General features: G+C 59.2%; 30 protein-coding genes. 18 read left to right on the top strand and 12 right to left on the bottom strand.

Annotated elements, in window-relative coordinates; all coding sequences use genetic code 11:
- Positions 1-62 precede the first annotated feature (62 nt).
- The 6 genes from cysS (at position 63) to VL130_RS02770 (ending at position 5,960) form a co-directional block, all read left to right on the top strand.
- Positions 63-1,508, top strand: a complete 1,446-nt coding sequence (cysS, locus tag VL130_RS02795; RefSeq protein WP_325361111.1) for a cysteine--tRNA ligase — start codon at positions 63-65, stop codon at positions 1,506-1,508.
- Positions 1,508-2,056, top strand: a complete 549-nt coding sequence (locus VL130_RS02790) for an SRPBCC domain-containing protein (protein WP_325360915.1) — start codon at positions 1,508-1,510, stop codon at positions 2,054-2,056. The genes cysS and VL130_RS02790 overlap by 1 nt, the downstream gene beginning before the upstream one ends.
- 38 nt (positions 2,057-2,094) lie before the next feature.
- Positions 2,095-2,523 carry an iron-sulfur cluster assembly scaffold protein gene (locus VL130_RS02785; RefSeq protein ID WP_325360913.1) on the top strand — a complete coding sequence of 143 codons (429 nt, stop codon included), beginning with the start codon at positions 2,095-2,097 and terminating at the stop codon, positions 2,521-2,523.
- Positions 2,524-2,640: 117 nt separating this feature from the next.
- On the top strand, positions 2,641-2,880 hold the full coding sequence (gene yidD, locus VL130_RS02780; RefSeq protein WP_325360911.1) for a membrane protein insertion efficiency factor YidD: 240 nt from the start codon (positions 2,641-2,643) through the stop codon (positions 2,878-2,880).
- Positions 2,881-3,020: 140 nt separating this feature from the next.
- Entirely contained in the window at positions 3,021-4,949 is a 1,929-nt protein-coding gene (gene thrS / locus VL130_RS02775; RefSeq protein WP_325361109.1) for a threonine--tRNA ligase, read from the top strand.
- A 9-nt stretch (positions 4,950-4,958) separates the two neighbouring features.
- Positions 4,959-5,960, top strand: a complete 1,002-nt coding sequence (locus VL130_RS02770; RefSeq protein WP_325360909.1) for a glycosyltransferase family 2 protein — start codon at positions 4,959-4,961, stop codon at positions 5,958-5,960.
- 28 nt (positions 5,961-5,988) lie between these two features.
- Here VL130_RS02770 and VL130_RS02765 read toward each other — a convergent pair whose 3' ends face one another.
- Positions 5,989-7,710, bottom strand: a complete 1,722-nt coding sequence (locus VL130_RS02765; protein WP_325360907.1) for a glycosyltransferase family 39 protein — start codon at positions 7,708-7,710, stop codon at positions 5,989-5,991.
- Between the two features lie 108 nt (positions 7,711-7,818).
- Between VL130_RS02765 and VL130_RS02760 the strand changes: the two genes are divergently transcribed.
- The gene (locus tag VL130_RS02760; RefSeq protein ID WP_325360906.1) at positions 7,819-8,556 is read left to right on the top strand and encodes a glycosyltransferase family 2 protein; all 738 of its coding nucleotides are present in this window, start codon (positions 7,819-7,821) and stop codon (positions 8,554-8,556) included.
- A 21-nt stretch (positions 8,557-8,577) separates the two neighbouring features.
- Positions 8,578-9,090 carry a hypothetical protein gene (locus VL130_RS02755; RefSeq protein ID WP_325360905.1) on the top strand — a complete coding sequence of 171 codons (513 nt, stop codon included), beginning with the start codon at positions 8,578-8,580 and terminating at the stop codon, positions 9,088-9,090.
- Positions 9,091-9,310: 220 nt separating this feature from the next.
- Here VL130_RS02755 and VL130_RS02750 read toward each other — a convergent pair whose 3' ends face one another.
- Complete coding sequence (locus VL130_RS02750) at positions 9,311-9,583, bottom strand: hypothetical protein (protein ID WP_325360904.1); 273 nt, start codon at positions 9,581-9,583, stop codon at positions 9,311-9,313.
- 77 nt (positions 9,584-9,660) lie between these two features.
- Positions 9,661-10,290: a polyhydroxyalkanoate synthesis repressor PhaR gene (phaR, locus tag VL130_RS02745; RefSeq protein ID WP_325360903.1), complete on the bottom strand. Its 630-nt coding sequence runs from the start codon at positions 10,288-10,290 to the stop codon at positions 9,661-9,663.
- A gap of 400 nt (positions 10,291-10,690) precedes the next feature.
- Between phaR and VL130_RS02740 the strand changes: the two genes are divergently transcribed.
- From VL130_RS02740 to VL130_RS02730, 3 genes are all read left to right on the top strand, one after another.
- Positions 10,691-11,875: an acetyl-CoA C-acetyltransferase gene (locus VL130_RS02740; RefSeq protein WP_325360901.1), complete on the top strand. Its 1,185-nt coding sequence runs from the start codon at positions 10,691-10,693 to the stop codon at positions 11,873-11,875.
- A gap of 166 nt (positions 11,876-12,041) precedes the next feature.
- Positions 12,042-12,764 (top strand): acetoacetyl-CoA reductase, encoded by a 723-nt coding sequence (gene phbB / locus VL130_RS02735; RefSeq protein ID WP_325360899.1) that lies wholly within the window; start codon positions 12,042-12,044, stop codon positions 12,762-12,764.
- 299 nt (positions 12,765-13,063) lie between these two features.
- Positions 13,064-13,867 (top strand): DUF4908 domain-containing protein, encoded by an 804-nt coding sequence (locus VL130_RS02730; RefSeq protein WP_325360897.1) that lies wholly within the window; start codon positions 13,064-13,066, stop codon positions 13,865-13,867.
- On the opposite strand, the gene gloB is transcribed toward VL130_RS02730, so the two are convergent.
- Positions 13,864-14,610, bottom strand: a complete 747-nt coding sequence (gene gloB, locus VL130_RS02725; protein WP_325360895.1) for a hydroxyacylglutathione hydrolase — start codon at positions 14,608-14,610, stop codon at positions 13,864-13,866. The two genes, VL130_RS02730 and gloB, sit on opposite strands and share 4 nt — an antisense overlap.
- Before the next feature lie 71 nt (positions 14,611-14,681).
- On the opposite strand from gloB, the gene VL130_RS02720 reads away from it, so the two are divergent.
- The 3 genes from VL130_RS02720 to VL130_RS02710 are packed head-to-tail and all read left to right on the top strand — an operon-like array spanning position 14,682 to position 17,031.
- Complete coding sequence (locus VL130_RS02720) at positions 14,682-15,443, top strand: class I SAM-dependent methyltransferase (protein WP_325360893.1); 762 nt, start codon at positions 14,682-14,684, stop codon at positions 15,441-15,443.
- A gap of 32 nt (positions 15,444-15,475) precedes the next feature.
- Positions 15,476-15,964, top strand: coding sequence for a SixA phosphatase family protein (locus VL130_RS02715; protein ID WP_325360891.1), 489 nt, complete (start codon positions 15,476-15,478; stop codon positions 15,962-15,964).
- Positions 15,961-17,031: a quinone-dependent dihydroorotate dehydrogenase gene (locus VL130_RS02710; RefSeq protein WP_325360889.1), complete on the top strand. Its 1,071-nt coding sequence runs from the start codon at positions 15,961-15,963 to the stop codon at positions 17,029-17,031. The genes VL130_RS02715 and VL130_RS02710 overlap by 4 nt, the downstream gene beginning before the upstream one ends.
- Here the strand turns inward: VL130_RS02710 and VL130_RS02705 are convergent.
- The 5 genes from VL130_RS02705 to flgF form a co-directional block, all read right to left on the bottom strand.
- Positions 17,028-18,317 carry an O-antigen ligase gene (locus VL130_RS02705; RefSeq protein ID WP_325360887.1) on the bottom strand — a complete coding sequence of 430 codons (1,290 nt, stop codon included), beginning with the start codon at positions 18,315-18,317 and terminating at the stop codon, positions 17,028-17,030. The two genes, VL130_RS02710 and VL130_RS02705, sit on opposite strands and share 4 nt — an antisense overlap.
- A gap of 70 nt (positions 18,318-18,387) precedes the next feature.
- Positions 18,388-19,125: a flagellar basal body L-ring protein FlgH gene (gene flgH / locus VL130_RS02700; protein ID WP_325360884.1), complete on the bottom strand. Its 738-nt coding sequence runs from the start codon at positions 19,123-19,125 to the stop codon at positions 18,388-18,390.
- A 29-nt stretch (positions 19,126-19,154) separates the two neighbouring features.
- Positions 19,155-19,766 carry a flagellar basal body P-ring formation chaperone FlgA gene (gene flgA, locus VL130_RS02695; protein WP_325360881.1) on the bottom strand — a complete coding sequence of 204 codons (612 nt, stop codon included), beginning with the start codon at positions 19,764-19,766 and terminating at the stop codon, positions 19,155-19,157.
- Between the two features lie 4 nt (positions 19,767-19,770).
- Positions 19,771-20,568, bottom strand: coding sequence for a flagellar basal-body rod protein FlgG (gene flgG / locus VL130_RS02690; RefSeq protein ID WP_325360879.1), 798 nt, complete (start codon positions 20,566-20,568; stop codon positions 19,771-19,773).
- Between the two features lie 11 nt (positions 20,569-20,579).
- Positions 20,580-21,332, bottom strand: a complete 753-nt coding sequence (gene flgF, locus VL130_RS02685; protein WP_325360877.1) for a flagellar basal-body rod protein FlgF — start codon at positions 21,330-21,332, stop codon at positions 20,580-20,582.
- Positions 21,333-21,673: 341 nt separating this feature from the next.
- On the opposite strand from flgF, the gene VL130_RS02680 reads away from it, so the two are divergent.
- From VL130_RS02680 to VL130_RS02665, 4 genes are read left to right on the top strand one after another with little or no spacing between them, the layout of a single operon-like run.
- Entirely contained in the window at positions 21,674-22,306 is a 633-nt protein-coding gene (locus tag VL130_RS02680) for a flagellar basal body-associated FliL family protein (RefSeq protein ID WP_325360873.1), read from the top strand.
- Positions 22,306-23,487 carry a flagellar motor switch protein FliM gene (gene fliM / locus VL130_RS02675; protein ID WP_325360871.1) on the top strand — a complete coding sequence of 394 codons (1,182 nt, stop codon included), beginning with the start codon at positions 22,306-22,308 and terminating at the stop codon, positions 23,485-23,487. The genes VL130_RS02680 and fliM overlap by 1 nt, the downstream gene beginning before the upstream one ends.
- 9 nt (positions 23,488-23,496) lie before the next feature.
- A complete protein-coding gene (locus tag VL130_RS02670) occupies positions 23,497-24,180 on the top strand; it encodes a DUF6468 domain-containing protein (RefSeq protein ID WP_325360870.1) in 684 nt (227 codons plus the stop codon).
- An 8-nt stretch (positions 24,181-24,188) separates the two neighbouring features.
- Positions 24,189-25,040 (top strand): MotE family protein, encoded by an 852-nt coding sequence (locus tag VL130_RS02665; RefSeq protein ID WP_325360869.1) that lies wholly within the window; start codon positions 24,189-24,191, stop codon positions 25,038-25,040.
- 71 nt (positions 25,041-25,111) lie between these two features.
- Here VL130_RS02665 and fliE read toward each other — a convergent pair whose 3' ends face one another.
- Genes fliE through flgB form a run of 3 tightly spaced genes read right to left on the bottom strand, consistent with a single transcriptional unit; the run spans position 25,112 to position 26,283 of the window.
- Positions 25,112-25,426 (bottom strand): flagellar hook-basal body complex protein FliE, encoded by a 315-nt coding sequence (gene fliE / locus VL130_RS02660; RefSeq protein WP_325360868.1) that lies wholly within the window; start codon positions 25,424-25,426, stop codon positions 25,112-25,114.
- Positions 25,427-25,436: 10 nt separating this feature from the next.
- A complete protein-coding gene (gene flgC, locus VL130_RS02655; protein ID WP_325360866.1) occupies positions 25,437-25,859 on the bottom strand; it encodes a flagellar basal body rod protein FlgC in 423 nt (140 codons plus the stop codon).
- 10 nt (positions 25,860-25,869) lie between these two features.
- Positions 25,870-26,283 (bottom strand): flagellar basal body rod protein FlgB, encoded by a 414-nt coding sequence (flgB, locus tag VL130_RS02650; RefSeq protein WP_325360865.1) that lies wholly within the window; start codon positions 26,281-26,283, stop codon positions 25,870-25,872.
- Positions 26,284-26,288 lie beyond the last annotated feature (5 nt).

Raw genomic sequence — 26,288 nt, 5'->3', positions numbered from 1 at the left:
TGGTGACAATGCTCAACCGCCCCTATATGGGAGAAGGAAATCCGTTTGCAACACGAAAACTCATGACCCTGCACATTCACGATACTTTAAGCGGCCAAAAGGTCGCGTTTACGCCGGAAAATCCTGATCGTGTGACGATGTACGTCTGCGGACCGACAGTCTATAATTACGCGCATATCGGCAATGCACGACCGGTCGTGGTGTTTGACGTGCTGTTCCGCCTGTTGCGGGCGATCTATGGCGAAAACCACGTGGTATACGCGCGCAACATCACCGACGTCGATGACAAGATCAATAAGAAGGCGATGGACGAGGGGGTTGATATCTCGATCATCACCAACCGGTTTGCCGATATCTACAATGCCGACATGGCGGCCCTGAATGCTCTGCCGCCGACCTATCAGCCGCGTGCCACCGATCATATGCCGGATATGGTGGCGATGATCGAGGACCTGATCGCGCGGGAAGCGGCCTATGTGACCGACGATGGAGAGGTGCTGTTCCGCGTAGCGGCCTATGATGGCGGATCAGGCCGCTATGGCAAGCTGGCCAAGCGGTCGCTGGACGACATGATCGCCGGCGCACGGGTCGAGGTGGCCGAAAACAAGGACGCCGCCGCCGATTTCGTGTTGTGGAAGCCGTCAAAGCCGGGCGAGCCGGTGTGGCCGGGACCGCGCGATCCTTCTACTGGAAAGCTTCTGCCGGGACGACCTGGCTGGCATATCGAATGCTCGGCAATGAGCGAGGCGGTCTTGCAGTTGCCGATCGACATTCACGGCGGCGGTCAGGATCTGATCTTTCCGCATCATACCAATGAGATCGCGCAGTCCTGCGCCGCGCACGGCCATTCTGATCCGGCGGCCTATGCGAAATACTGGATGCACAACGGCTTCCTCGACTTTTCCGGCGAGAAAATGTCGAAGTCCCTTGGCAACGTCGTGTTGGTGCACGACCTGATCAAGGATTATCCGGGCGAGGTGATCCGCTGGGCTTTGCTATCAGCGAGTTACAGAGGGCCACTGGATTGGAACGACTCTATTCTCGAACAATCTCGGAATACGCTGGACAAAATTTATGCAATTTTACTGCGCGCTAAGGACATTGAAATGGTCGAATTATCTCAAGCGGATAAAGCGATAGTTTTAGAGCCTCTACTAGGGGATTTGAATACGCCCTTTGCGCAATACTGGTTAGGTCAACATGCAAAAAGCCTTAGCGGGTATCTTGAAACCAACAGCCTAAACCAAGCACAGCATACCAAATCAGAACTTTTGTATCTGGCCGACGTTCTCGGCATCCTCCAGCAAGACCCCGAAATCTGGTTCAAGGGTGGCGCCTCCGATGACCTGACTGCCCAGGTCGAGGCTCTGCTCGTCGAACGCGCCGCCGCCCGCGCCGCGAAAAACTGGCCGGAATCGGACCGTATCCGCGACGCCCTTAATGCGCTCAATGTCGAGGTCATGGATGGCCCGGCCGGCGCGACCTGGAAACTGAAAGTGACTTCCTGATGGCGCTCAAAATCGAACATCGCGTCGGCATTGCCGCCCCCATCGACGACGTTTACGAGGTCATCGCCGATATCAATGCCTGGCCGGAATGGAGTCCGATCCACAAAAAGGCCGAGGGGATTTTACGTTTCGGCGCGCCGGTCCACCTTGAGGAATATTATGAAGGCCTCGGCACCTGGGAAACCGATGGCGTGATCGCCGACTGGACGCCGCTGTCGCATATCCACATCACCGTGCCCAAGCCCTTCTACGCAGGCAGTCTGATCCGTTATTTCGAATTCGACGCATTATCGGAATACGGCAGCAGCTTCTCGATCGGCGCGCTGTTCAGCGGCTATCTGTCGGAACGGGAAGGCAAGGCTTACCGCGATCATATCCGCACCGGCTTTGAGGCTTTCGGCGCAGCGCTGAAGGCACAGGCGGAGGCGAAATTCGCCAGTAATCCACATGTCTCGTCCGTTCTGGTGAAACCGGTGCCGAAGGATGATCCGTTGCACAAGCCGCGCCCGAAATGGCTGGCGACCCACTTCTGGGGCAAGAAAAAATAAGCCTTGCGGTATCCTGCCGTCACGCCCATCTGGTAGCCATGATCGACGAACTCTATTCCCGCGAAATCCTGCGCCGCACCACTCAGCTCCAGCATGTCGGACATCTGGCCAATCCGCAGGCGACCGCGGATAAGGTGGCGAAGCTGTGCGGCAGCACCATCCATGTCGAACTCAATATGGACGGCGACGTGATCACCGATTTCGCCCAGCAGGTGCAGGCCTGCGCGCTCGGTCAGGCCAGTGCGGCGATTCTGAGCCAGCATGTCGTCGGCGCCACGGCGGGTGAGGTTCTGGCCGCCCGCGATGCGCTGCGTGATCTGCTTAAGGGGGAGACGGCGGATTTTCCTGAGCGCTTTACTGATTTGCAGATTCTGTCCTCAGTAAGAGATTACCCCGCGCGGCACGCCTCCACCCTGCTGGCTTTCGAGGCGGCAAGTGCGGCTATTTCGTCACTGAAACAATCTTAAAGGGTGCTGACAGCGCTTACCGCTTGCCAGGCGACGCAAACTTCTTTTCAATATATGAGACGAGGGGGCGGCTTGCGGGGGTTGACGTCAGTAGGCTTTTTCTTCATTCGGTGACGCATGACCGCTCTTTATGAACGTTCCGTGCGCGCGGCCTTGCGGGCTTACAAGCTCACATTGTCGCCCTATATCGGGCAGGCTTGCCGCTTTCGGCCAACCTGCTCCGAATATATGGCCGAAGCCCTGATCACACATGGCCCGCTGAAGGGGTCGTGGTTAGGCATAAAACGTATCTGTCGTTGCCATCCGGGGGGAAGCAATGGGTATGATCCGGTTCCGCCAAGGGACTCAAAAAAGTAAGGTTTGCGTGTCATGACAGGCACACAACACCCGGTTTGGTGTGGTTTTTCGCAAGACCGCATCGAATCTTTATGAAAAATATTGCGCGATGAAGCCCGCCGTAAGGGCTACAGGTCGCCAGCTAAAAAGTAACTAAGATGATGATAGACTTGATGTTTCCCGATGGCGCCGTTCGCAGCTTTGACAGGGGGACAACCGGCAGGAGTATTGCCGAAAGCCTGTCAAAATCTCTGGCGAAGAAGGCGGTGCTTATCAAGCTTGATGGCGAACTGCTGGACCTGGATCGGCCTTTGGAGCAGGGGGGGGCATTGGAAATTCTGACGCGCGACGCCCCCGAGGCGCTCGAAGTGATCCGTCATGACGCGGCCCACATTCTGGCCGAGGCGGTGCAGGAACTATTTCCGGGCACGCAGGTCACGATCGGTCCCTCGATCGAGGACGGCTTCTATTACGATTTCGCCCGCGATGAGCCTTTCAGCACCGATGATTTCGCCAAAATCGAAGCGAAGATGAAGGAAATCGTTGACCGCGACGAGAAGATCGTCCGCGAGGTCTGGGACCGCGACGAGGCCATCAGGCATTTCGAATCGATCGGCGAAAAATACAAGGCGGAGATCATCCGCGACCTGCCGGGCACCGAAACCATCACCGTTTATCGTCATGGCGACAAATGGAAAGACCTGTGTCGTGGCCCGCATCTGCCGACCTCCAAGTTCATCGGCAAGGCCTTCAAGCTGACCAAGCTGGCCGGCGCCTACTGGCGTGGCGATCATAATAATGCACAATTACAGCGCATCTACGGCACGGCCTGGGCGACGGAAGCCGATCTCGAAGCCTACATCCACCGCATCGAGGAAGCCGAAAAGCGCGACCACCGCAAGCTCGGCCGCGCCATGGACCTTTTCCACATGCAGGAAGAGGGCCGGGGCATGGTCTTCTGGCATCCCAAGGGCTGGCAGCTCTGGCGTACGCTTGAAGCCTATATGCGCCGCCGCCTTGATGCAGCGGGCTATGTTGAGGTCAAGACGCCGCAGGTGCTCGATCGCACCTTCTGGGAAAAGTCCGGTCATTGGGAAAAGTATCGCCCGAACATGTTCGTCTGCGAAACGGTCGAAGGGGAAACCCTGTCGCTCAAACCGATGAACTGTCCCGGCCACGTTCAGATCTTCAAGGTCGGCCTGCGGTCCTACAAAGAGCTGCCGATGCGTATGGCCGAATTCGGCGCTTGTCACCGCTATGAACCATCGGGTTCGCTTCATGGCCTGATGCGGGTGCGCGGCTTCACGCAGGACGACGCCCACATCTTCTGCCGCGAGGACCAGATCGTTGAGGAAACGGAAAAGTTCGTTCGCCTGACCAAGCTGGTCCACGCCGATCTTGGTATGGAAACGGCCTATATTACCTTGGCCACCCGTCCGGAAACGCGCGCCGGTTCGGATGAATTCTGGGACAAGGCCGAAGGCATGCTGGCTGAAGCCGCCCGTCAGGCGGGCGTCGAGCCAGTGATCGCGGAAGGCGATGGCGCCTTCTATGCCCCCAAGCTCGACTTCATCGTCAAGGACGCTATCGGTCGCGAATGGACCTGCGGCACCTTGCAACTCGACTATGTGCTGCCGGAGCGTCTTGACGCCGAATATGTCGCCGAAGATGGTTCGCGCCAGCGTCCGGTCATGCTTCACCGCGCCATTCTGGGATCGTTCGAGCGCTTTATCGGCATCATGATCGAGAACTATGCCGGCCGTTTCCCGCTGTGGCTGGCGCCGGTTCAGGTTGTAGTCGCACCGATCACCTCGGACGCCAATCCGTATGCCGAAAGCGTCGTCGAGGCGCTGCGCAAGGCGGGCTTGCGTGTCGAGGCCGATCTGCGCAACGAAAAGATCAATTACAAGGTTCGCGAGCACTCGTTGGCCAAGGTGCCGGTGATCGCGGTCGTCGGCCGCAAGGAAGCTGAAACAGGCGAGGTGGCCCTGCGCTTCCTCGGTTCCGAAGGCCAGACCATTCTCAGCATCGCCGATGCGGTGAAGAGACTGGCCGAAGACGCCACGCCACCCGATCTCAGGACACAATAAGGAAAGCTGATGACTGCACTGCCGCCGTCCATTATAGAGATGCTGAAAGAGCGTAAGCTGGCCACCAGCGAAGCGCAATATTTCGTGCAGCATCTCCAGATGGCGCCTTGCGACGACCAGGATGGCGTCACGCTGATCATGGTCGTTTTTCATACCGGCAAGGTGCTGTTCGACAGCATTGGCCGCGTGTTGAACGATCCCAAGGTCAAACAGTTCATCATTATCGACAACGGCAGTCCGGAAAAAGTCGAGCAACGCCTGCGCGACCTGAAGGATGAATACGACCATATTTTGCTGGTGCAAGGGCAGGGCAATATCGGTTTCGCCAAGGCGGCCAATCTTGGCGCCCATCTGGCGACCCAGCCGTGGCTTGTTTTCCTCAATCCGGACGCCCTGTTGCAGCCCGATTGCACGCGCGAACTGGTAAAGGCGGCGGCGGATCAGCCCGGTCCCTGCCTGGTTGGGGCGCGCCTGCTTAATCCGGACATGAGCGAACAGCGTGGCGCGCGGCGCGGCGAGGTGACGCCTTTCACCACCCTGGTTTCCCTGCTGCAACTGTCCAAATATGTGCCGACCTGGGGCAAGTATGAAATCCATTATGAGGATCAGCCCTTGCCGGAAGCGCCGGCGCCTGTGCCGACGATTTCAGGCGCCTGCTTTGCCGTGTCCCGGCATGATTTCAGCCGTTTGAAGGGTTTCGACAACAATTTCTTCCTGCATGTCGAAGATATCGATCTGTGCTGGCGCGCCCGTGAAATGGGCGGCACGGTGCTGTTCCATCCGCATGCCGAGGTGGTTCATGAAGGCCATACCTCGCGTGTTGAGCCAGTGTTTGTCGAGCGCAACAAGGGCAATGGCCTGATCTACTATTTCAACAAGCGCGCCAAGGGCAAGGGCTTCTGGCGCATGGCCTATGTCAGCCTGCTGGGGCCGTTGATTCTCGCGGTATCGGTTACCCGCGCCCTGTTCCGCGATCGCCTGCGTGACGACGAAGACGAAATGCCGCTTTAGGCATTTTTGCTCTCAGGCGGCGAGCGATTTATGGCGCCGGCGGATTGTCGTACAAGATCAACACCTGATCATGACCATTGTAATTATGGCCCTTCACCTGGGTGACGGCGTGCGGTTTTAGCCCCTGCCGCGCCGCTTCGGCCTGGAAGGCATTTTCAAACTGTGACTCCACGAAGAGCGGCCGTCCTTCGCGCAGCGCCCGCACAGCGCCCTTCACGTCATCATTGAGCAACTGCGTTTTGGTGCCCATTGCGAAGACGAAACTCGGTTCGGAATAGCCGATAATCGCCACTGGACCCGGCGTGCGCAAATCATGCCGCGGATCGAGATGCGCAGTCACCAATGCGACTTCCAACTGCCGGGAAATCCATAGCGGCTTGAGTTGCGCCAGCTCGCTGACAAAGGCCAGATGCGTCAGGATGCCCGCCGCCAGGATGAAGGCGAAGCCCGCCCGCTGCCGGTTGACCCATATCAGCCAGCCGCCAAAGCCGCCAAGAACAAGAGCGGACAGAATGACCGCGATGGCGAAGACCAGAGCCGCCGGTGTTCCGTAAAGCACATATCCGGCGATAGCCAGGGCGCTCAACACCAATCCGCCGATTATGCCCGCAGCGGTGTTGAGACACTTTGCCCACAGTTTCAGCGGCACATCGAGCGAGACGGCGCATAACCAGACCAGGGCAGCGAAAGTGGGTAAGGTATAGTGCGGCAGTTTGGTCGGCATTAACTCGAAGATAAGGAAGGCCGGCAGGAACCAGGCGACAGCGAAGCGGATGGCGGCTTCATGGCGGCGCGAAATCGCCGTTTGCAGCGCGCCGCCAAGGAACCAGGCCGCCGGGAACAGGGTGATCGGCAGCAGGGCCAGGTGATAGCCCGGCCACATGAAGTGGCCTTCCGAGCCGCCCTTGAGCTTGTCGGCAAAATCCTTGCCGACCGCGCCGACCCAGAACTGGCCGTCGGTGGTGACGGTGATGGCCATGATCCACGGACCGCAGATCAGGGCGACAAGAATCAGCCCCCAGCCCCAGCCCATATTGCGCGCCCAGCGAATCTTGCGATCCCAGGCCCAAAGCGTTAGCAGGGTGGTCGCCAGGATCATCGGTCCGATAATGAACTTGATCATGATGCTGCCGGCGAGCGCAAGCCAGAAGATCAGTTTGACCCCGTGCATTTTCGGGCGCGGGTCATCCTTGCCGAGATCGCGGGTTCGCAAATATATATGCGCCAGTGCGGCCATCATCAGGGTGATGAAGCCGCATTGCACGGCGTCGGTCTTGGCGATGAAGGCCTCGGTCGACAGCATGAAGGTGACGGCGAAGATGATACCGGCCTTGGTGCCGACGCGGGTGCCAAAGGCATACGAAGCGCCCCAGGCGCAGGCGAAGGCCGCCAATGCCGCACCCAGGATGGAAGGCCAGCGGAAAGCGAGAATGTCGCGTTTGGCGACGTTCGAGGTTAGCTTGACGGCAGCGACCTGGAGCCAGTGGATGCCGACCGGCTTCTTGTAACGCGGCACGTCCTGCACATTAATATTGATGTAGTCGTGCGTCTCGATCATCTGGGCCGAAGCCTGAATGAAGCGCGATTCATCGCGGTCGAGCGGCGGCATCATCATGGCGCAGGGCAGGGCGACCACTATGGCCAGAAGGGCGGCGAGCAGCGGCCCGCGCCGGCCTTTCGACACCAGTTGCGCGAAGTGTATCTGCACAAACTGAATCAGATTTTGTGTGGTCGCGGACATCGAACCCATTGCGGCCCCTATTTACGCTTAAGTGCAAACCGTCTATGAGGCATAAAACCCAATGGGTTTCAATCCCTTGGTCCCATCATTGCCCACAGTATAGCGAGCAGCCAGATCATGCCTTTAATCGTCTCTGCCGTGGTGCCCGTCTATAATGAAGAAGGCGCGGCCGTACAAGTCGCCAGAGAAATCGACGCGGCGTTTTCATCCGTCTTCGGCGCCGATGGTTTCGAGATCATTTTCGTTGACGATCACAGCCGTGACGACACCTATGCGCGTCTTGTGGCGGTGCAACCGGATATGCCTGCCTTACGTGTGTTGCGCCATGAAAATAATGTCGGCAAGAGTGGCGCCATGCGCAGCGGTGTGTTTGCGGCCGGGGCGCCGCTTGTGGTCACGCTTGATGGCGACGGCCAGAATCCCGCCGCTGATGCCGCCCGCATGTCGCAGATCCTGCACAAATCGCCGTCAAATGTCGGGATGGTGGCGGGCCAGCGGCGTAATCGCCAGGACACGGCCTCGAAGAAATGGGCTTCGCGCTGGGCCAACAGCATCCGCAAGGCCATGCTCAACGACAAGGCCGACGATACCGGCTGCGGCCTGAAAGCCTTGCGCCGCGAGGTTTTTCTGCGCCTGCCCTATTTCGATCAGATGCACCGCTACCTGCCGTCACTGGTGACGCGGGAAGGCTTTGATATTTTATTTGAACCGGTCGATGATCGCTTACGTACCACAGGTCAGTCCAAATATACCAATATCGGACGTTTAGCTGTAGCGCTTTCCGACCTGCCCGGTGTAATGTGGTTAAACAGCCGTTTACGTCAGCCCGGAAAGGTTACCGAAAGCGGGCGGTAGATCGGCGTCAGGAGCAGTGAAATGGCTATTGATCGTGATCTTATTGCGCAGGAAGCGGCTATCGGCATGTACGACAGACAGCCGCCGGCTGATGATCATAGAAGGGGGTTCAGCTTGATTACCGCGTTTCCTTTACTCGTCATACCGTTTCTCGTTTACAACATTCTGGCGCTCTTCTCGCTCGGTGGCAGCGATGGCGCGGCCTATAATGCCGTCATGCAGGTGCTGTTCAACCTGCCCATGCCCTCCGCCGGCACGCACTGGTCGGTCAATGTCGGTGATGTCATCCTCTTTGGCGCGCTGATCTGTCTGTTCTTTGAACTGCTGAAATCGACCAAATCCGACAAGGTGGCCATCGTCAATCACTCGCTGTCGATGGTGCTGTTCATCGTTTGCTTGGTCGAGTTCCTGCTGTTCAAGCCTTTCGCCACGTCGGCTTTTTTCCTGCTGACCTTCATGACGCTCATGGATGTGCTGGCCGGCTTTATCGTTACCGCCGTATCGGCACGGAAAGATATCGACTTCGGGCACTGAGGCTTAGGATTTTGAGACGAGTAAACCCGCCGGTAATGCTGGCGGGTTTTTTATTATCCAAACACCGCGAAAATAAGTGTCACCGCGAAGATATCGAAGGCGCGAGTGGCGATGCGCGTCCAGGCCGGACGGGCTTTGTGGGATTTGGAAAAGGACAGCACGCGAGGCTCCGCTATGAAGGAACCTCAATGGCTGCAATAAGCGTGCCGGGAAATTGTTGTTAGATTTCAGTCTTGGTGACGCGGCCAGGCGCCGGTCGCCGATCATTAGGACCGGAATATTCCGACTTGAGATAGGTCGATTTTGCCCGATCAAGCGTTTCCGGACCACCGCGCAGGCCGCGCTTTTCGCCGCCACTCAAAAGCTGCGCGGCATAGGTGGCGTCATCCGCTTCAGCGGTGGCTTTGCGCTTATGGCGCGTGTCGTCCGGTTCATGGTCAATGACGGGGCCGGCCGGGACGGGCAGATGAGTGTCTGGAGAGTTTTCGCTCATGCCTGGAGCTTATCGTATTTGCGTTAAAACAAACAGAAAAACGGGCGGTTATCCGCAAGAATAACCGCCGGCTTCATTCAGCCCTTTTGGGCCAGTTGATCGATCTGGGCTTTCATAGCTTCCATCTGCTGACGCAGTTCGCGGACCTGGTCGGTTTCCGGCTTGGGAGGCACGCCGGTCTCGGCCGCCGGTTCCGGGGTGATGCTGCCCGCTTGGCCAGCCGTATTGGCAAACGAGAAGGGAGAGAACATGCGCATGGCGCGGTCGAACATGGCCAGGTTTTGCGATACCTGCTCGTCGAAGAAGCCTATGCCAGGCGCGGCGCCAAAGGCCTGCGAAAACTGCGAGCGAAAACGTTCCTGCTGTTTGGCGAAACCGTCGAGCGACATTTCCAGATAGGTCGGCAGCAGGTTTTGCATACTGTCGCCATAAAAGCCGATAAGCTGGCGCAGGAACTGGATTGGCAGCAGGTTCTGACCGCGGCTCTCTTCTTCAAAGATGATCTGGGCCAGCACGCCGCGGGTAATATCATCGCCGGACTTAGCGTCGAAAACCACGAAATCGATCCCCTGCCGAACCATGTCGGACAGATTGTCGAGCGTGACGTAGGAACTGGTGGCCGTGTTGTATAAGCGCCGGTTGGCATATTTCTTGATGATTACGCGGTCGCCTTCGGCGCGTTTTGCCCGTGTTTTTGTTTCGGCCATCTGAGCAGTCTCTCCTGTACTCTTCCTAAGATTATTGCGCCCGATTGATCGGGTCTGCATTTTATTTCGCACTTACAACATAAGCTCTTTTTTGCCTTTGCGTAAAGAGGGCGTGCGCAAAGGATCAAAACCCCTTCTGCGCAAGGGTTTCATTATTGTGTCCTGCGCAATTTATCTGCAAGCCATATTGCGAGTGATGCTGCGCACAAAAAGTTGAATGGGCGAGCCTGAAAGGACGGATTTTAAGGCGTGACGGCGGCTTCACGATAGGGCACCTATGCGGTCATAAACTGAAACCAGTGTTCAGGGCCGGGGATAACGGCGTAACTTGATTTCGCCTGTCAGGTGCCTTAAGTCCCGGTTACGCAAGTCTTTTTCGTGTTTACAAGGGAAGCCCGGCATGTCCGTCAATGAAGTCGTTATCGTCTCCGCCGCTCGTACACCGGTCGGATCTTTCCTCGGCAGTTTCGCGGCTGTGCCGGCGCATGATCTCGGCGCCCACGCCATCAAGGCGGCCGTCGAGCGGGCCGGACTGCAATCCTCGGACGTCAACGAAGTCATTCTCGGCCAGGTTTTACAGGCAGCACAAGGCCAGGGACCGGCACGCCAGGCCTCGGTGAAAGCCGGCATCCCTTATGACGCCCCGGCCTGGTCGATCAACCAGATCTGCGGTTCCGGCCTGCGCGCCGTGGCTTTGGGGGCGGCTCAGGTCGCGCTCGGTGATAGCGCCATTGTCGTCGCCGGTGGTCAGGAAAGCATGTCGATGGCGCAGCACGCCGCCTATATCCGCGCCGGCCAGAAAATGGGCGACCTGTCGCTGGTCGACACCATGATCAAGGACGGCCTGTGGGACGCCTTCAACAACTACCACATGGGCCAGACGGCCGAGAACATCGCCACTAAGTTCGGTATTTCGCGCCAGGAACAGGATGAGTTCGCCGTCGCCTCGCAAAATAAAGCCGAAGCCGCCCAGAAGGCCGGCAGGTTTGACGCCGAAATCGTCCCTTACACCATCAAGGGCCGCAAGGGCGATGTGATTGTCGACAAGGATGAGTTCATCCGTCATGGCGTCACCATCGACAGCATTTCCGGCCTGCGCCCGGCTTTCAGCAAGGAAGGCACCGTCACCGCCGCCAACGCGTCCGGCCTCAATGATGGCGCGGCCGCCGTGGTGCTGATGTCGCGCGCCGAAGCCGACAAGCGCGGCCTCAAGCCGCTGGCGCGTATCGTATCGAGCGGCATTTCCGGCGTCGATCCGGCGATCATGGGCACAGGCCCGATCCAGGCGGTCCAGAAGGCGCTGAAAAAGGCCAACTGGTCGATCGGTGATCTTGACCTGATCGAAGCCAATGAAGCCTTTGCGGCGCAGGCCATCTCGGTCAATCGCGAACTCGGCTGGGATCTGTCGAAGGTCAATGTCAATGGTGGCGCCATCGCCATCGGCCATCCGATCGGCGCGTCCGGCGCCCGCATCCTGACCACCCTACTGTTCGAAATGCAGCGTTCCGGCGCAAAAAAGGGCGTGGCCACACTCTGCATTGGCGGCGGCATGGGCGTCGCGTTGGCCGTCGAAGCCGTTGGCTAAGGCGCTCCGGCGGGCTGCAAATCATCATCTGTCTGCGAGACGGTGCTCACGTACTGAAGTACGCTCCGCTCCGTTTCTCGACAGCTAATAATTTTCGCCGCACCGGAACGCCTTAGCGGCGCGGTGTGGGTGGTTGTAATTTAAAAAGTTTTCGAGGGAGAACACAATGGGTAGAGTAGCACTGGTCACCGGTGGCACGCGCGGTATTGGCAAGGCCATTGTCAAGCGCCTGAAAGATGCCGGCCTGACGGTCGCCGCCGGTTACGCGGGAAATGAAGAAGCGGCCAAAAAGATTGCGGAAGAGTATGGCGTCACTATCGTCAAGGGCAGCGTCGATAATTTCGACGATTGCGCCCGCGCCGTGAAAGAGGTTGAGGCCAAGCTCGGCCCGATCGAAGTCCTGGTCAATAATGCCGGCATCACGCGTGACGGCTTCTTCCATAAGATGTCCAAGGAACAATGGCAGGACGTTATCCACACCAATATGGACAGCGTTTTCAACATGACGCGTCAGGTGATCGAAGGGATGCGTGAGCGCGGTTATGGCCGCATCATCAATATCTCCTCTATCAACGGTCAGAAGGGGCAGGCGGGTCAGACCAACTATTCCGCCGCCAAGGCCGGCATGATCGGCTTCACCAAGGCCCTGGCCATGGAATCGGCCAACAAGGGCATCACGGTCAATTGCGTGGCGCCGGGCTATACGAGCACAGAAATGGTCTCGGCCATTGCCCCGGCGGTGCTGGAAAAGATCGTGGCCGGCATTCCCGTCGGCCGTTTGGGTACGCCGGAAGAAGTCGCCGAAATCTGCGCCTTCCTGGCCTCGGATATGGCGTCGTTCATCACAGGAGCGACCATAGCCGTCAATGGCGGGCAACACATGCTTTGATTGGCCCTAACCACGTTGGGATGTCCTGCAAATCGTCATCTTTTGAGCTTCCGTTGCTCACGTACCCAAAAGTACGCTGCGCTACGGGTCTCAAAAGCTAACAATTTTGGCTTCGCCGAACTTCGTTTCGCCTCATCCCAACGGCTTATGGCTCAATCAAAGTTTTGCAATGGTAAAGTTTTGCAATGGTAAAGAGGCGCGGGTGGTGGCATTCGCGCCTCTTTTGCGCCCGCATTGAGGCGGTTGAAAGTTGAGCGGCGTCTTAAATCCGCCCAAGTCGGTCCGTAGATATCTGGGTAATGAAGAAGACCCTGGCACATCCTTTGGCACGCCTTCTGGCCGTATTGATACTGGTGTTCTGCATTGCGGAATCCGGTGTGGCGCTGGCCGATGGGCCGCGGTCGCTCAAAGAAGCCATGTTCGGCAAGAAGGCCGATGACGGTCGCTCGCCCTCACGTCCGGCGGTGGCGCATTTCAAATCCGAAGATGGCCAGAGCTTCATTCTCGATGAATCCGGTAACCGGTCTCTCATGCGTTTCGATGGTGAGGACGAGGTGTGGTTGCTGACCCCGACCCAGGGACCAAAGGGTGATGTCATTTACAAGAACGACACCGGCGAGGCGGTTCTGAAATCGACGCGCTGGGGCGGCATGATCCTGTTCAGCGATGACCGCCCGATGGGTGATCCCGCCGCCGTTACCGGCAAGGCTGAGGCCTTCACGCCGGGGCGCATGTCGCCGAGCCTGCTGTTTCAATCGTTGGTCCATGCCAGTCGCCGCGTCAGTCTGGCAATCGGCCGTAATATCGGTTTCGATGCCCCCGATGTCACGCCGGGCGCCGATTTCCTCTATGCCGATGCCGCAGGCGTTGCCGCTGAGGCCCTGGTGCAGGTGTCGCAACAATCACGCGGCAAGCAGATCATGGCGCCCATACGCACGGTGCAGTTCATCGAAGGCCGCCCGCCCAGCGCCAGCCTGCAAAATGGCATCCTGGTGCTTAAGCTCGACATTTCGCGCGGCGACTGGAGCGGACGGCCATCTTCACGGCGCATCTTCAATGTCATCCTGACTTCGGCGCCGGTTGGCAGTAGCGCCAGACGCTAGAACCGATCCTTCGCCCTGCGCAGTTCGCCGAATTTCGCCGCCTGAGCTGTGAAATCCTTCTCCAATAGCGGGTAGACCAGAAACGGATTGGTGGCTTTTTCCTCGGCCACGGTCGACGGCACGGTCGGCTCGCTACGTTGGCGCATGGCCCGGATTTTCACGGCGCGCTCCGCCAACGCATGACTATTCCCAAGACTTTCAGCGAATTTCAGATTGGGCAGCGTATATTCGTGAGCGCTGTAAAGAATCGTCTCGTCCGGCAGTTCGGCAATGCGTTTCAATGCGCTCCACATCTGCTCGGGTGTGCCCTCGAATAGCCGCCCGCAGCCGAGCGGAAAGATCGTATCCGCCACGAAAGCCTGTCCGCCGGCGCGATCGACATAACCGATATGGCCGAGCGTATGGCCGCCAAGATCGACGACGTCGAGCTTCGTTTCACCCAGCATGAAGACATCGCCGGCCTTAAGCACGTGATCGAGCGGCGCGATCCGGGTTACTTCCTGCGGACCGTAAATCTGCGACCCATAACGCTTTTTCAGCAGGGCGTTGCCACCGGCGTGATCCGGATGCCAGTGGGTATTGAGTATGTAATCCAGTTTTTCGAGGCCCAGCACCGCCAGCCGTTTGGTGATAGCGCGTGGTTCGGGCGCATCAACATTGGCTACCTTGCCTGACGCTTCATCGCGCAGGATAAAGCCGTAATTGTCCTGCAACGCCGGGAAGATATCGACCTTTAGGCCCATCTTAGGATTTCACTCTCATATTTTGCCTGATCCGTCCTATATAGGGGCTGTAACCATCAAGGGAAACCCGCTTGCGCCGTTCGGTCGAAGATCTCAACCGCTTTTATCAATCGCCGGAAGGCGCTGTGGCGAAGCGCCTGATCGGCCGTAAACTGGGCGAGGCCTGGCCGGATGTGCGCGGGCTGGATGTGCTCGGCATCGGTTATTGCACCCCCTATCTCGACAGGTTTAACGAAGCGCGGCGCGTGCTTTCGGCCATGCCTGCGGCGCAGGGGGCCGAGATATGGCCCGCCGACCTGCGTGTGCGCACAACCCTTGTGGAAGAAGAGGCCCTGCCTTTTCCGACGGCGCTGTTCGACCGCATCCTGATGATCCATGCGCTTGAGGAATCCCCCGTGCCGCAAGGGCTGCTGCTGGAGGCTTCGCGCCTGTTGGCGCCGAATGGCAAGCTGATCCTGGGCGTGGCGGCGCGCGGCGGCTTTTGGGCGCACGCCGAAAAGACGCCGTTCGGCTATGGCCAGCCCTATAGCCGGATGCAGCTTGAAGCGGCCCTGCGCGATGCCGAACTGGAGCCGCTGGCCTGGTCCTATGCGCTTTATACGCCGCCGATGGCGTCACTGCTGCGCTGGTCGGGACCGTTGGAAAATATCCTGCCGCGCGTTTGGCCGATCACCGGTGGCCTGATCCTGATGGAGGCCGGGCGGCGGCCGTTCATCGCCCATACGGCGCGGCCGCAGAAATCGATCTTGCAGGAATTGCGGGGTGTCCTGACCCCTCCGCAGCCGGTGCCGACCTCACGCGATCACGCGCCGGTCACGCGTGAGTTGGCTTGACCCCTGAGAAGATTCTGGGCCATAGGATGGGCATGAAACAGCTCATTATCATGCGCCACGGCAAGGCAGAAAAAGACGCGGAATCCGGTGAGGATTTCGATCGCGCCCTGGCCGATCGCGGCAAGGCAGAAGCCCGCAGCGTCGCCGAGGCGCTAAAAGCCTATGGCGTGAAGCCCGATTTCGCTTTGGTTTCGTCATCGGCGCGTACACAGGGCACCTTCGATGAAGTGAAGGCCGTTCTGGGCGATCTTCCGGCGCTGGTGTCGAAGGACTTCTATAATGCCGGTTCGGACGCCCTGCGCCGCGCCATCGAAGCGCATGAGGATGATGGCCAATGCCTGCTGGTGGTGGGGCATAATCCCGGTGTGCAATATCTCGTCGCCGAATATCTGTTTGAAGGCGCGGCGGGACCGGAGATCACTGACAAGGTGCGCGGCAATTACCCGACGGCGACGGCGACGGTCTTCGAGATCGACGCCGCCGGCCGGCCGATCTATGACGGATTGTACTTAGCGAAATGATTTATTCCCTCGCCACGCGCGCCCTGCACATTTTGCCGCCCGAAGACGCCCATACCCTGACCATATTGCTGCTCAAGGCGGGTCTTGGGCCGGTATCGCGTCTGAATACGCCGGAACTGGCTGTCGATGTCGCCTATGACGGCGGTGTTTTGCGCCTTCCCAACTGCCTTGGCCTAGCGGCGGGCTTCGACAAGAACGCCGACGTGCCGTTGGCCATGGTGCGTGCCGGCTTCGGCTTTGCCGAATGCGGCACGGTGACGCCCCTGCCGCAGGGTGGCAATCCGAAGCCGCGCCTGTTCCGGCTGACCGAGGATCAGGCGGTGATCAACCGCATGGGCTTCAATAACAAGGGGCTTGATGTCTTTTCGCGCCATCTGGAGCATATCAACGCCCACCGCAAGGGTGCGGTGATCGGTCTCAATATCGGCGCCAATAAGGACGCCACCGATCGCATGGCTGATTATATCACCGGGCTGAAACGCCTGTGGGGACAGGGCAGCTATTTCACGATCAATATTTCCTCGCCCAATACGCCTGGCCTGCGCGCTTTGCAGGGGAAGTCGCATCTCGACGACCTGCTGGGCCAGATCGTCGAGACGCGCGCGGCTTTGGTGAAGGTTTCCGGTAGCAACTATCCGATCTTCCTCAAAATCGCGCCGGACCTGACCGAGAGTGAAATCATTGATACAGTAACCTCGACGCTTGATCACAAGCTCGACGGCCTGATCGTTTCCAATACGACCCTGTCGCGTGAGGGGCTGATCTCGTCTCAGGCGTCGGAAGCCGGCGGCATGTCCGGCGCGCCTTTGTTTGAATTATCGACGCGGGCGCTGAAAACGGCGCGGTCGGCCAGCGAAGGCACACTGACCCTGATTGGCGCCGGCGGCGTATCGAATGGCGCGCAGGCCTATGCCAAGATTCGCTCCGGCGCTTCACTGGTGCAGCTCTATTCGGCTTTGGTTTATAAGGGGCCGGGCCTGGCGGATGCTATCCGACGCGATCTGGTTTTACGTCTGAAAGCGGACGGTTTTCGTTCGATTTCGGAAGCGGTCGGGACCGCGAATTAATCTTCGATATCATTGGCCGTCAGCCGCGCCAGGGCACAAACAAACAGCGCCCAGATTAGCGAATTTTGCGACAGGATAAAGCTTTCCGACAGGATCAGGAAGCTGAACAGCATCAGGATCAGCACCGAAAAGAAGCCGTCCTTGACACGGGCAAAGCGGAACAGGGCGCAGAAAAAGCCAGTCGCCAGCACCAGCCCGAATAATATGACGCCGACCCAGCCGAGCTGGATCAGCAGGTCGAGCCAGCCATTGTGCGCCGAAGGCACGTCCCAGTGGGTTTCGGCGCGCACCACCGACGCGGGCACTGAGGTCGGCGTCCAGAAGGCCTTGTAGCCATAGCCCAGCCACGGGTGCTTGTCGGACAGGCGCATCAGGGAGGCCCAGATTTCGGTGCGACCGGTCAGGGTCGGGTCCTTGCCGAGCATTTTGAAGATCAGGTCGGGAGCGATATAGAACAGGGCGCCGCCGATCAGGCTGCCCGTAGCCGCCAGCCAGACGAAGACAACGCTGAGTACGCCGCCGCGTTGCAGGGCCATCAAAATAGGTATGGCGACGGCGCTGGTCATGCAGGCGAGCAGCGAGGTTTTCGACCGCGACAAGACCACCAGCACGAAGATGGCGATGGCCAGTCCGATCCATATTTTCCGGCGCTCAGGTGAAATATAGGCAGAGGCGCAGGCAGCGATGAAGCCCAGCACCATCATGGCGGCCATCTGGTTTTTCTCGTACCACAGGCCTTTCCAGGCGCCGGCGTTGATATCGTTATGGATGCCGAGGGAGGGCACACAGATACAGACGAAATAGGAGCCGAAGGCCAGGACCGCGAAGCTCAGGGCGATGATCTGGACCAGTTCTCCGCCCCTGTAGCGCCCCGCGAGATAAAGTCCGAATAGCGATGTGACGGCGACCGCGATGGTGCGCCGGATGGTGATATCGGGCGCGATCGACCAGTAGCTGGAAGCAAAGCACAGCCCGACCAGCAGGCCGGTCATGAACAGCGCGGGCAGGATGCGCATCAGTCGCGTGACGCGAAAGCCGATCAGCAGAAGCGTGACGGCATAGACCGGCAGCCACATCACCCGCAGGATGGCGGAATCACTTTCCGCCGCCGCCAGATCAAGGGTCTGCGGCGCGAACAGCGGGCCAATCAGGGCACTGGAAAACATCAGGATGCAGAAAATGGTCAGCGCCACTTCCGCATATAGAATCCCTTTTGCCAAGCCGCTGGCGTCATCTGCCGGCAGATCGCGGCGGGCGCCGGTGAGACTGGAAGACGGAGCGGGCATGAAACCTTGTGGCGATCAGGAACCTGACCACCACTTTTAGATTATAAGTCTCAATATATGGTCAAGAGCCTTAAAACGGCGAATACTTTTCCATCAGGGCCTGCGCGGCGGGTGGCTTCTGCATATTGGTAATATCGCCGCGGCCTCCGTAGGAGATGCGCGCTTCGGCCAGTTGCGTGTGCTTGATGGCGTTGGTCGAGGAAATATCTTCCGGACGGGCGATACCGGAAACGGTCAGCACACGGACTTCGCGATTGGTGCGGACTTCCTGGGTGCCCTGGATGATCAGGTTGCCATTGGGCAGCACGCCGGTGACAATGGCGGCGACAGTGACGGAAATTTTTTCCGCCCGTTTGACCGAACCGGCGCCGGTCGAGGTCGAGTCGCTGGCACTGCCGAGCGCCTTGGCTGGATTATAGGCGCCCGGCAGCAGTTTGCCGAGCGAAGATTCCAGCCCGAAGATCGAAGGCGTGGCGGCATTGAAATCGTTGGTGCGCGAGCGGTCGGTGGCATTGCTGGTCTGGGCGCTGTCATTGATATCGACCTGCACGGTCACGATATCGCCGAGGGCGCGGGCGCGCTGGTCGTTGAAGAAGGTGCGGGCGCCGACCCGCCACAGCGAATTGCTGGAGGCGGGTGTATTGTTGGCCGGCGGATAGGCGATGGCCTGTTCTGTAGGCACCAGCGCCGAAGGATAGGCCATCGGCGTCAGGCCGGGGCCATTGACGGCTTCACGGACGGAGCCGCAACCGCTTAAAACGACAAGGCCGGCGAGCAGGGCAGGGGCGGCAAGGAGGAATCTGGACATCTGGGAACCTTCAGGACTAACGCCCAAAATTAGCGGGAAGACAGGTAGGTTTGATTGCGGATCTGGGCGGCGGCCTGTCCGGAAACGGCCTGGCCGGGACCGGTGACGACGGCATCGATCATCTTTTTCGAAGACGGGTTCTGCACCTGGATCACATCGCCGATCGCGCCATCCTTCTGCGCCGGACCGGACAGGGTGAGGCTCAGGCCATTCTGCGTCCAGGTCACCGAAACCATTTCTGAACGTTTCACGGCCACAGGACCGCTGACGGCGGGCCGGCCCCAGTTCGCGGTACTTTGCGGGCCCGAAATGGTGGCGAGTTGCTGGACATTCGCGGAGCCGGTTTCCGAACCGGCGGCGACGATGATGCGGCGCAGGCCACGGGCATTATCCCAATAGACGCCGTTGCGCGCGGCGATCGATTGCACGATGGCGGCGTCGAGCACGGCGGTGGCGCCTTGGCGATAACCGAGCAGCACGTCCGACGCCTGGCCGGCATTGTCGAACACATCGCCCAAGGTGATGCGGCCATCGCCATCGGTGACATTGGCTTTGAGGGTCAGCGGATTGGGTGCGGTCTGAGCCTGCGCGAAAGCCGGGCTGAGTAGCAAAATAGCCGCCAGAACACTTACAACTTTCATTTGCTTACCCTCTCGCCAACTGGCTGGTGGTTTGCAGCATTTCGTCCGCCGTGGTGATGACCTTGGAGTTCATCTCATAGGCGCGCTGAGCCACGATCAGGGCGGTGATTTCCGACACGGCGTCAACGTTTGACGATTCGGTATAGTGCTGCATCAACGTGCCAAAGCCGGTATCACCCGGCGTAGAAACGTTAGGTGCGCCTGAAGAGCCGCTTTCGAGGAACAGGTTGTCGCCTTGCGCATCAAGGCCGGCTTCATTGGCGAAGGTGGCCAGTTGCAGTTGCCCGACTACGGTGGGTGCGGTTGAACCCGAACCGGCGGTGACGACCTGCACTTCACCGGTTTTGGAGATCGATACGCCGGTCACGCCTTGCGGAATGGTGACGCCCGGCTGCACCAGATAGCCGTCCGTCGTCACCAGGCGGCCCTGGTCGTCGAGCGAGAAATTGCCGGCGCGGGTATAGGCGGTTTCGCCGGAGGGCAGTTCGATCTGGAAATAGCCCTTGCCCTGGATGGCGAGGTCGTAATCGTTGCCGGTCAGGGTCGGGCTGCCCTGTTCCATGATGCGATAGACGCTGCCGGTCTTCACACCGGAACCGACCTGGATGCCGGTCGGCACAACGGTGCCGGAATCGGACGACTGCGCGCCCATGCGTTCGACGTTCTGGTAGAGCAGATCCTGGAATTCGGCCCGCTGCTTCTTGAAGCCGACCGTATTCATGTTGGCGATGTTGTTGGAGATGACTTCAACATTCATCTGCTGGGCGGCCATACCCGTCGTCGCTGTTCTCAAAGCGTGCATGATTTACTTCCTTACGCCACGCGACCGAGCCGCTCGACGGCGGTACGGTTTAGCTGACTGTTCTGTTCGACAATGGCGGCGAGGCTGGAATAGGCGCGATTGATGCGTACCAGGTTGGTGATCTCGGTCATCGGATTGACATTGGAGGCTTCGAGAAAACCCTGGCGGACCTGGGCGTCTACGGCGGTGATGGGCGTCGCATTGCTGGTCAGGATGAAGGTGCCGTCGCCATTTTTCGACAGGTCGCTCATATTGGCGATGCGCACGACATTGAGCTTGCCGACACGTTCGGATTGGCCCTGATAGCTCTGGGTGATGATGCCGTCGGCGGAAATGCTGGGTTCGCCCTTCTTGGGGTCGAGTGTGATGGGGCCGCCGTCGCCCTGCACCACATAACCCTGCTGGGTCACCAGTGTGCCGTCGTTTGAAAGTGTGAAAGCGCCATCGCGGGTATAGGCTGTCTGGCCGTTCTTGCCGGTAACGGTGAAGAAGGTGCCTTCGCCGTTTAGCGCCAGGTCGAGCGGGGCGCCGGTCTGGTTCATCGTGCCCTGGGTGAAGTTACGGCCGACGCCGCTGTCATAGGCAAAATTGGCCGGTGTGCGGATCGGCATGTTGACGGCAGGGGCGCCCGGCTCGGCATTTACCAGCAATTCCTCGAACTTGTAGCCCGTGGTGTTCATGTTGGCGAGGTTATTGGCGCTGATGTCCAGCTCCCGTTGCAGGGTGATCTGGCGCGACAGGGCGACGTAGTTGGCATTATCCATGTCAGCGGCTCCCAATTAAAGGTTCAGGTTCAAAGTCTTACTGGAAAAACGTCGCTGATCCCTCAGATGCGCCGTTAACCATGTTTTTGAAAGATGCAAGCGCCGTGCCACGGATGGGTAATTCACCAAAGCCTTGATTTAAAAGGAAGTTGACGGTTTGTGCCGAATCCCGACACATGGAAGGGCGGCAAAAAATGCCGTGTGAAGCGCGGGCAACAAGCAATCGTTAACTATGTTTGGCGATAGTGGCATTAACGCTTTTGGGAAGCGATCAGGGTTTGTTTAAAGGTTGGGCCTAGATTTGGGTTTCCGGCGCTTTGTGTAGTTAGCGGGTGGGCATTTTGGCCAAGACAGAAAAGAAGCCTAAGGACGAGGAAGTGCCGCCTGTGGATGGCGCCGAAGAGGGCGAGGCCACGCCCAAGAAGAAATTCCCGCTGCTGATCGTCATTATCGCCGCCGCCGTCCTGTTGCTGGGTGGTGGGGGCGCTGCGGCTTATTTCCTCTTCCTGGCACCAAAGCCTGTGGCGGGCGCCGCTGATGCGCATGGCAAGGCGGCAAAGGCCGGACATGCTGAGAAGAAGGACAAGAAAAAAGCGGCCGGCGAACATGGTGCCGCGGACGCCAAGGTTGATCCGGCGACGCAACCCGTGCCTTCGGAAGGGCCGAACGGCACGACTTACCTGTCCCTGCCGAACATGGTGGCCAATATCCAGTCGCCTGACGGCCGCGCCAGCTATCTGAAACTGAAACTGACCCTGGAATGCCCCGACGACGAAACCGTTGACGCCCTGACCCAGAACATGCCGCGCATCAATGATGTGATGCAGGGCTTTCTGCGCGAGCTGCGTCCGGAAGACCTCGCCGGTTCGCAGGGCAATTATCAGCTTCGTCTCGAAATCCTGCGCCGGGTTAATCTGGTTCTGGCGCCTCACAAGATCAATGCCGTACTTATTGAAGAAATGTTGATTACCTAATGTCCGATGAGGTCGATCAGGAAGCCATGATGGCGGCTTGGGAGGCGGAACTCGCCGCCGAAGCCGAGGCAGCCGCCGGAGGTTCCAGGGGCGGTGGTGGCGGCGACGGTGATGCCGGCGGCGACCTCGCGGCTGAATGGGAAGCGATGGTCGGCGGCGGCGGCATGGGCGAACGCTTCAACATGCCCGCCGGCGCCGAACGTATCCTCAACCAGGATGAAATCGACAGCCTGCTCGGTTTCGATCTGTCGGAAGACGACTATAACGAACGCTCGGGCATCCGGGCGATTATCAATTCGGCGATGGTGTCCTACGAGCGCCTGCCGATGCTTGAAATCGTCTTCGACCGGCTGGTCCGCCTGATGACGACGAGCCTGCGCAATTTCACCTCTGATAATGTCGAAGTCTCGCTCGATAATATTTCCTCGATCCGATTTGGCGATTACCTCAATTCGATCCCGCTGCCAGCCATTCTCGCCGTTTTCCGTGCCGAGGAACTGGATAATTACGGCCTGCTGACGGTCGATTCCAACCTGATCTATTCGATCGTCGATGTCCTGCTCGGCGGCCGTCGGGGAACGGCGGCGCTGCGGATTGAAGGCCGGCCCTATACCACGATCGAGCGCGTGCTGGTGCAGCGGATGGTCGAGGTCATCCTCAATGACGCCAAGGCGGCTTTCGAGCCGCTGACCCCCGTCAGTTTCAATCTCGACCGGCTGGAAACCAATCCGCGCTTCGCCGCCATCGCCCGTCCGGCCAATGCCGCGATCCTGGTCAAGCTGCGTATCGACATGGAAGATCGCGGCGGCCGCGTCGAGCTGCTGCTGCCCTACGCCACGCTGGAGCCGATCCGCAAGATGCTGCTCCAGCAGTTCATGGGCGAAAAGTTCGGCCGCGACAATATCTGGGAAAGCCACCTGGCCACCGAAATCTGGACGACCCAGATGGAGGTGCGCGCCGTGCTCGATGAGCAGCAGGTGCCGCTCTCCAAGGTGCTCAATTTGCAGGTCGGCGAAACGCTCATTCTCAACGCCAATGCCGATTCGCCGATCCAGTTGAAATGCGGCGCCATTCCGCTGACGACGGGCCGGATGGGCCGCAAGGGCCATTCCATCGCGGTGCGCGTCGATGCGCCCCTGGCTTCGGCGGCCAAGCGCCGGCTCATGCAGGTCAGGAAATAGGGGGCGAATATGAGCCTGACGAACATTATCATGGATGTGATCCTGATGGCGCTGCTGGCGGCGGCGCTGATGTTCGGTATGCGCCTCGACAAGCGCCTGAAGGCCTTGCGCGCCGCTCATGAGGGCTTCGCCAAGGCGGTGCATGATCTCGATGACGCGGCGATCCGCGCTCACAATTCGCTGAAGGAACTGCGCGGCAATGCTGATGAGTCGCAGGACCTGCTGCACGGCCGTATCCTGGCGGCGCGTGAGGTGCTGCAAAAGCTCGACATGCAGGTGACGCGCGCCGAACGCGTGCAATCCGAACTCGACAAGGGCCTGGTCAGCTATGAGGTTGTCCGTAGCCAGCCGATGGCGAATGAAATCATTCGTCCCGCCCATCATGAGGCCGAAAGTGTGGCGCGCCCGCGTGACCGGACGCCCTTCATGAATGATGTGGTTCGGCCCAATCAGACGCCCTATGCCCGCACCAGCCTGTTGCCGGAAATCGAGCCGGAAGATGAGAGCGAAATCATCGACAAGGTTCAGATGTCCGAACTGGTGGTCGCCAATCTCAACGAAATGATCCGCACGCTCAATCTGCCGACACGGCAGGTCGCATCCGTTGAGGACGATCTGTTCGGTGGTAACAAGGCGGCCGCGACCGTGGAGGCCCCGAAAGGCCGTCCGCGTCAGTTCAATATCAAGAGATAGTTTTATAGATGGCTCTTCCCCGTTTCCTGCCGCTCGTCGCTGTCGCCGTGGCCGGTGTCTTCGCCCTCAAGGCGATCACCAGCCTGGAAGTGATGCCTGACGTCTTCAAGGCGGCCACGGCCTTTGCCGCCGATGCCCAAAAAAGCGACAAGAAGACGGAGAAGCCAGCGGCGAAAAAGGTTGCTGCGAAAGCCGGCAAGGGGGAGGTCGACAAGGCCGACGATCCGACCCAGAGTTTTGGCGTCGATCCGGCCCTGATGGCGGCCGATGCAGCGTCGCAAGGCAAGGATGCCGCCGCCACCGCGCCGATGACGCCGATCTGCGCTACATCGGTCGATGACCTGGCCAAGCAGGCCGGCATTTCGCCGAATGAACTGAATATCCTGCAAAGCCTCGGCCAGCGCCGCGCGCAACTTGACCAGCGTGAACAGCAACTCAATTCGCGCGCCCAGTTGATCGAGGCCGCCGATTCCAAGCTCGATGCCCGCATCACTCAGCTTGCCGACCTGAAAACGCAGATTCAAGGCTTGCTGGATCAGGCGACCAAGGTTCAGGACGACGATACCACCCGTCTGGTAGCCGTCTATGCCGCCATGAAGCCGAAGGACGCCGCCGCCGCCATGACCATCATGAGCGATGAGGTCCGCCTGCCAATCGCCGCGAAAATGAAGGATCGGGCGCTGGCCGCCATCCTCGGCGCCATGTCGGCTGATGCCGCGAAAGACCTGACCGAAAAGCTGGCCAAGCGTATGCAGCGCGCCGATGGTCTTCAACAGCAACTGAACAAGACCGCCGCCGGTGGCCCGGCCGCCCCCGGCGCTGCCCCCGCCAAACCGACGGCTCCGACAAAGAAGGGCTAAGACGCTTACAAGCATGAAAAAGCCTTCTCAGAGCAAACTGAGAAGGCTTTTTCATGTGAAATGTCGTGAGCCTAGATCGGCATCCGCATGACTTCCTGATAGGCGCTGATTACCTGGTCCCGGATAGCGATGACGGTTTGCAGGCTGGTTTCGGCGCTGGAAACGGCGGTCACGGCATCGATCAATTCCGCCTTGCCCTGCGATTGCTGGACCATCATATTCTCGGCGCCCTGCGTCGTCTTCATCGTGTGGTCGAGCGCGCCTTGCAGCATCTTGCCGAAGTCGGGAGCACCTACCGCGCCGGCGTCTCCGCCTTCTTGTTTGGCGGCGTTCTGTGCTTGTTTGACTGCTGCGCCATAGGCGCGGGCCGCTGATAACGGATCCATGAGTTACGCCTTATTTTTGAAGAATATCGAGGGTTTTCTGAGTCATGGCGCGCGCCGTCTCGATGACGTTCAGATTGGCTTCGTAAGACCGCTGGGCCTCGCGCATGTCCATGGTTTCGATCAGCGGTTTAACGTTGGGTTTCTTGACGTAGCCCTCGGCGTCGGCCGCGGGATGGGTCGGGTCGTATTCCCTGGTAAAGGCACTCATGTCCTGCACCACATTGGCCAGCTTGACGCCCGTGGCGCCATCGACCGGCGCCGAGGTGAAGACAGGCGTCTGGCGGCGGTAGGGATCGGCGCCAGGTGTCTTGCCGGTCGAATCAGAGTTGGCGATATTTTCAGCGATGACCCGCATCCGTGCCTGCTGCGCTTTGAGCGCGCTGGCGGCGATGGCCATGGTCTGGCTGGATTGAATGGGCTTATCATTTATCATGCTCTAATCCTTACTTACCCGGTACGCGTGCGGCCATGCGGAGCATGGACATCGACTTTTCGTAGAATGAGACCGCGGCCTGGAACTGCATCCGGCTTTCGGCCATCTTGAGCATCTGTTCTTCAAGGACGACGCTGTTTCCATCCATTGTGGTTTCCGAATCGAGCGATACGACTTCGTTGGCGCGGGTGGAAGCGCCTCCCTGCGGCGCGATATGCATCGCGTTCGTCGTCATCAGGCCCAGACTGCCGCCGTTCGATTCGTCCGCCACCAGCTTGCCAAAATCCTGCGGGGTGAGGTCACGCGGCTTGAAACCGGGAGTCGAGGCGTTGGCGACGTTCTGCGCCACAACCTTTTGCCGGTCGTTCAGCCAGCCCATGCGCGATTGCAGCGCATTCAAAAAGCCTATGTCCTGATTCGCCATGTTCA

The organism is Asticcacaulis sp. (assembly GCF_035497195.1).
In the GTDB taxonomy this organism is placed as follows: domain Bacteria; phylum Pseudomonadota; class Alphaproteobacteria; order Caulobacterales; family Caulobacteraceae; genus Asticcacaulis.
This window is presented reverse-complemented; position numbering and strand designations above follow the sequence as displayed.

Bases quoted from the DNA above. Each gene is read 5' to 3' on its own strand.
- VL130_RS02785 (WP_325360913.1), top strand. From the start codon at position 2,095: ATGATCGACGAACTCTATTCCCGCGAAATCCTGCGCCGCACCACTCAG.
- VL130_RS02790 (WP_325360915.1), top strand. From the start codon at position 1,508: ATGGCGCTCAAAATCGAACATCGCGTCGGCATTGCCGCCCCCATCGAC.
- flgH (WP_325360884.1), bottom strand. From the start codon at position 19,125: ATGTCCAGATTCCTCCTTGCCGCCCCTGCCCTGCTCGCCGGCCTTGTC.
- VL130_RS02770 (WP_325360909.1), top strand. From the start codon at position 4,959: ATGACTGCACTGCCGCCGTCCATTATAGAGATGCTGAAAGAGCGTAAG.
- flgB (WP_325360865.1), bottom strand. From the start codon at position 26,283: ATGGCGAATCAGGACATAGGCTTTTTGAATGCGCTGCAATCGCGCATG.
- phbB (WP_325360899.1), top strand. From the start codon at position 12,042: ATGGGTAGAGTAGCACTGGTCACCGGTGGCACGCGCGGTATTGGCAAG.
- VL130_RS02715 (WP_325360891.1), top strand. From the start codon at position 15,476: ATGAAACAGCTCATTATCATGCGCCACGGCAAGGCAGAAAAAGACGCG.
- VL130_RS02760 (WP_325360906.1), top strand. From the start codon at position 7,819: ATGCCTTTAATCGTCTCTGCCGTGGTGCCCGTCTATAATGAAGAAGGC.
- flgF (WP_325360877.1), bottom strand. From the start codon at position 21,332: ATGGATAATGCCAACTACGTCGCCCTGTCGCGCCAGATCACCCTGCAA.
- VL130_RS02765 (WP_325360907.1), bottom strand. From the start codon at position 7,710: ATGGGTTCGATGTCCGCGACCACACAAAATCTGATTCAGTTTGTGCAG.
- flgC (WP_325360866.1), bottom strand. From the start codon at position 25,859: ATGATAAATGATAAGCCCATTCAATCCAGCCAGACCATGGCCATCGCC.
- VL130_RS02740 (WP_325360901.1), top strand. From the start codon at position 10,691: ATGTCCGTCAATGAAGTCGTTATCGTCTCCGCCGCTCGTACACCGGTC.
- gloB (WP_325360895.1), bottom strand. From the start codon at position 14,610: ATGGGCCTAAAGGTCGATATCTTCCCGGCGTTGCAGGACAATTACGGC.
- VL130_RS02705 (WP_325360887.1), bottom strand. From the start codon at position 18,317: ATGCCCGCTCCGTCTTCCAGTCTCACCGGCGCCCGCCGCGATCTGCCG.
- VL130_RS02730 (WP_325360897.1), top strand. From the start codon at position 13,064: ATGAAGAAGACCCTGGCACATCCTTTGGCACGCCTTCTGGCCGTATTG.
- VL130_RS02750 (WP_325360904.1), bottom strand. From the start codon at position 9,583: ATGAGCGAAAACTCTCCAGACACTCATCTGCCCGTCCCGGCCGGCCCC.
- VL130_RS02665 (WP_325360869.1), top strand. From the start codon at position 24,189: ATGGCTCTTCCCCGTTTCCTGCCGCTCGTCGCTGTCGCCGTGGCCGGT.
- fliE (WP_325360868.1), bottom strand. From the start codon at position 25,426: ATGGATCCGTTATCAGCGGCCCGCGCCTATGGCGCAGCAGTCAAACAA.
- phaR (WP_325360903.1), bottom strand. From the start codon at position 10,290: ATGGCCGAAACAAAAACACGGGCAAAACGCGCCGAAGGCGACCGCGTA.
- VL130_RS02670 (WP_325360870.1), top strand. From the start codon at position 23,497: ATGAGCCTGACGAACATTATCATGGATGTGATCCTGATGGCGCTGCTG.
- VL130_RS02710 (WP_325360889.1), top strand. From the start codon at position 15,961: ATGATTTATTCCCTCGCCACGCGCGCCCTGCACATTTTGCCGCCCGAA.
- flgA (WP_325360881.1), bottom strand. From the start codon at position 19,766: ATGAAAGTTGTAAGTGTTCTGGCGGCTATTTTGCTACTCAGCCCGGCT.
- thrS (WP_325361109.1), top strand. From the start codon at position 3,021: ATGATAGACTTGATGTTTCCCGATGGCGCCGTTCGCAGCTTTGACAGG.
- flgG (WP_325360879.1), bottom strand. From the start codon at position 20,568: ATGCACGCTTTGAGAACAGCGACGACGGGTATGGCCGCCCAGCAGATG.
- fliM (WP_325360871.1), top strand. From the start codon at position 22,306: ATGTCCGATGAGGTCGATCAGGAAGCCATGATGGCGGCTTGGGAGGCG.
- yidD (WP_325360911.1), top strand. From the start codon at position 2,641: ATGACCGCTCTTTATGAACGTTCCGTGCGCGCGGCCTTGCGGGCTTAC.
- cysS (WP_325361111.1), top strand. From the start codon at position 63: ATGACCCTGCACATTCACGATACTTTAAGCGGCCAAAAGGTCGCGTTT.
- VL130_RS02755 (WP_325360905.1), top strand. From the start codon at position 8,578: ATGGCTATTGATCGTGATCTTATTGCGCAGGAAGCGGCTATCGGCATG.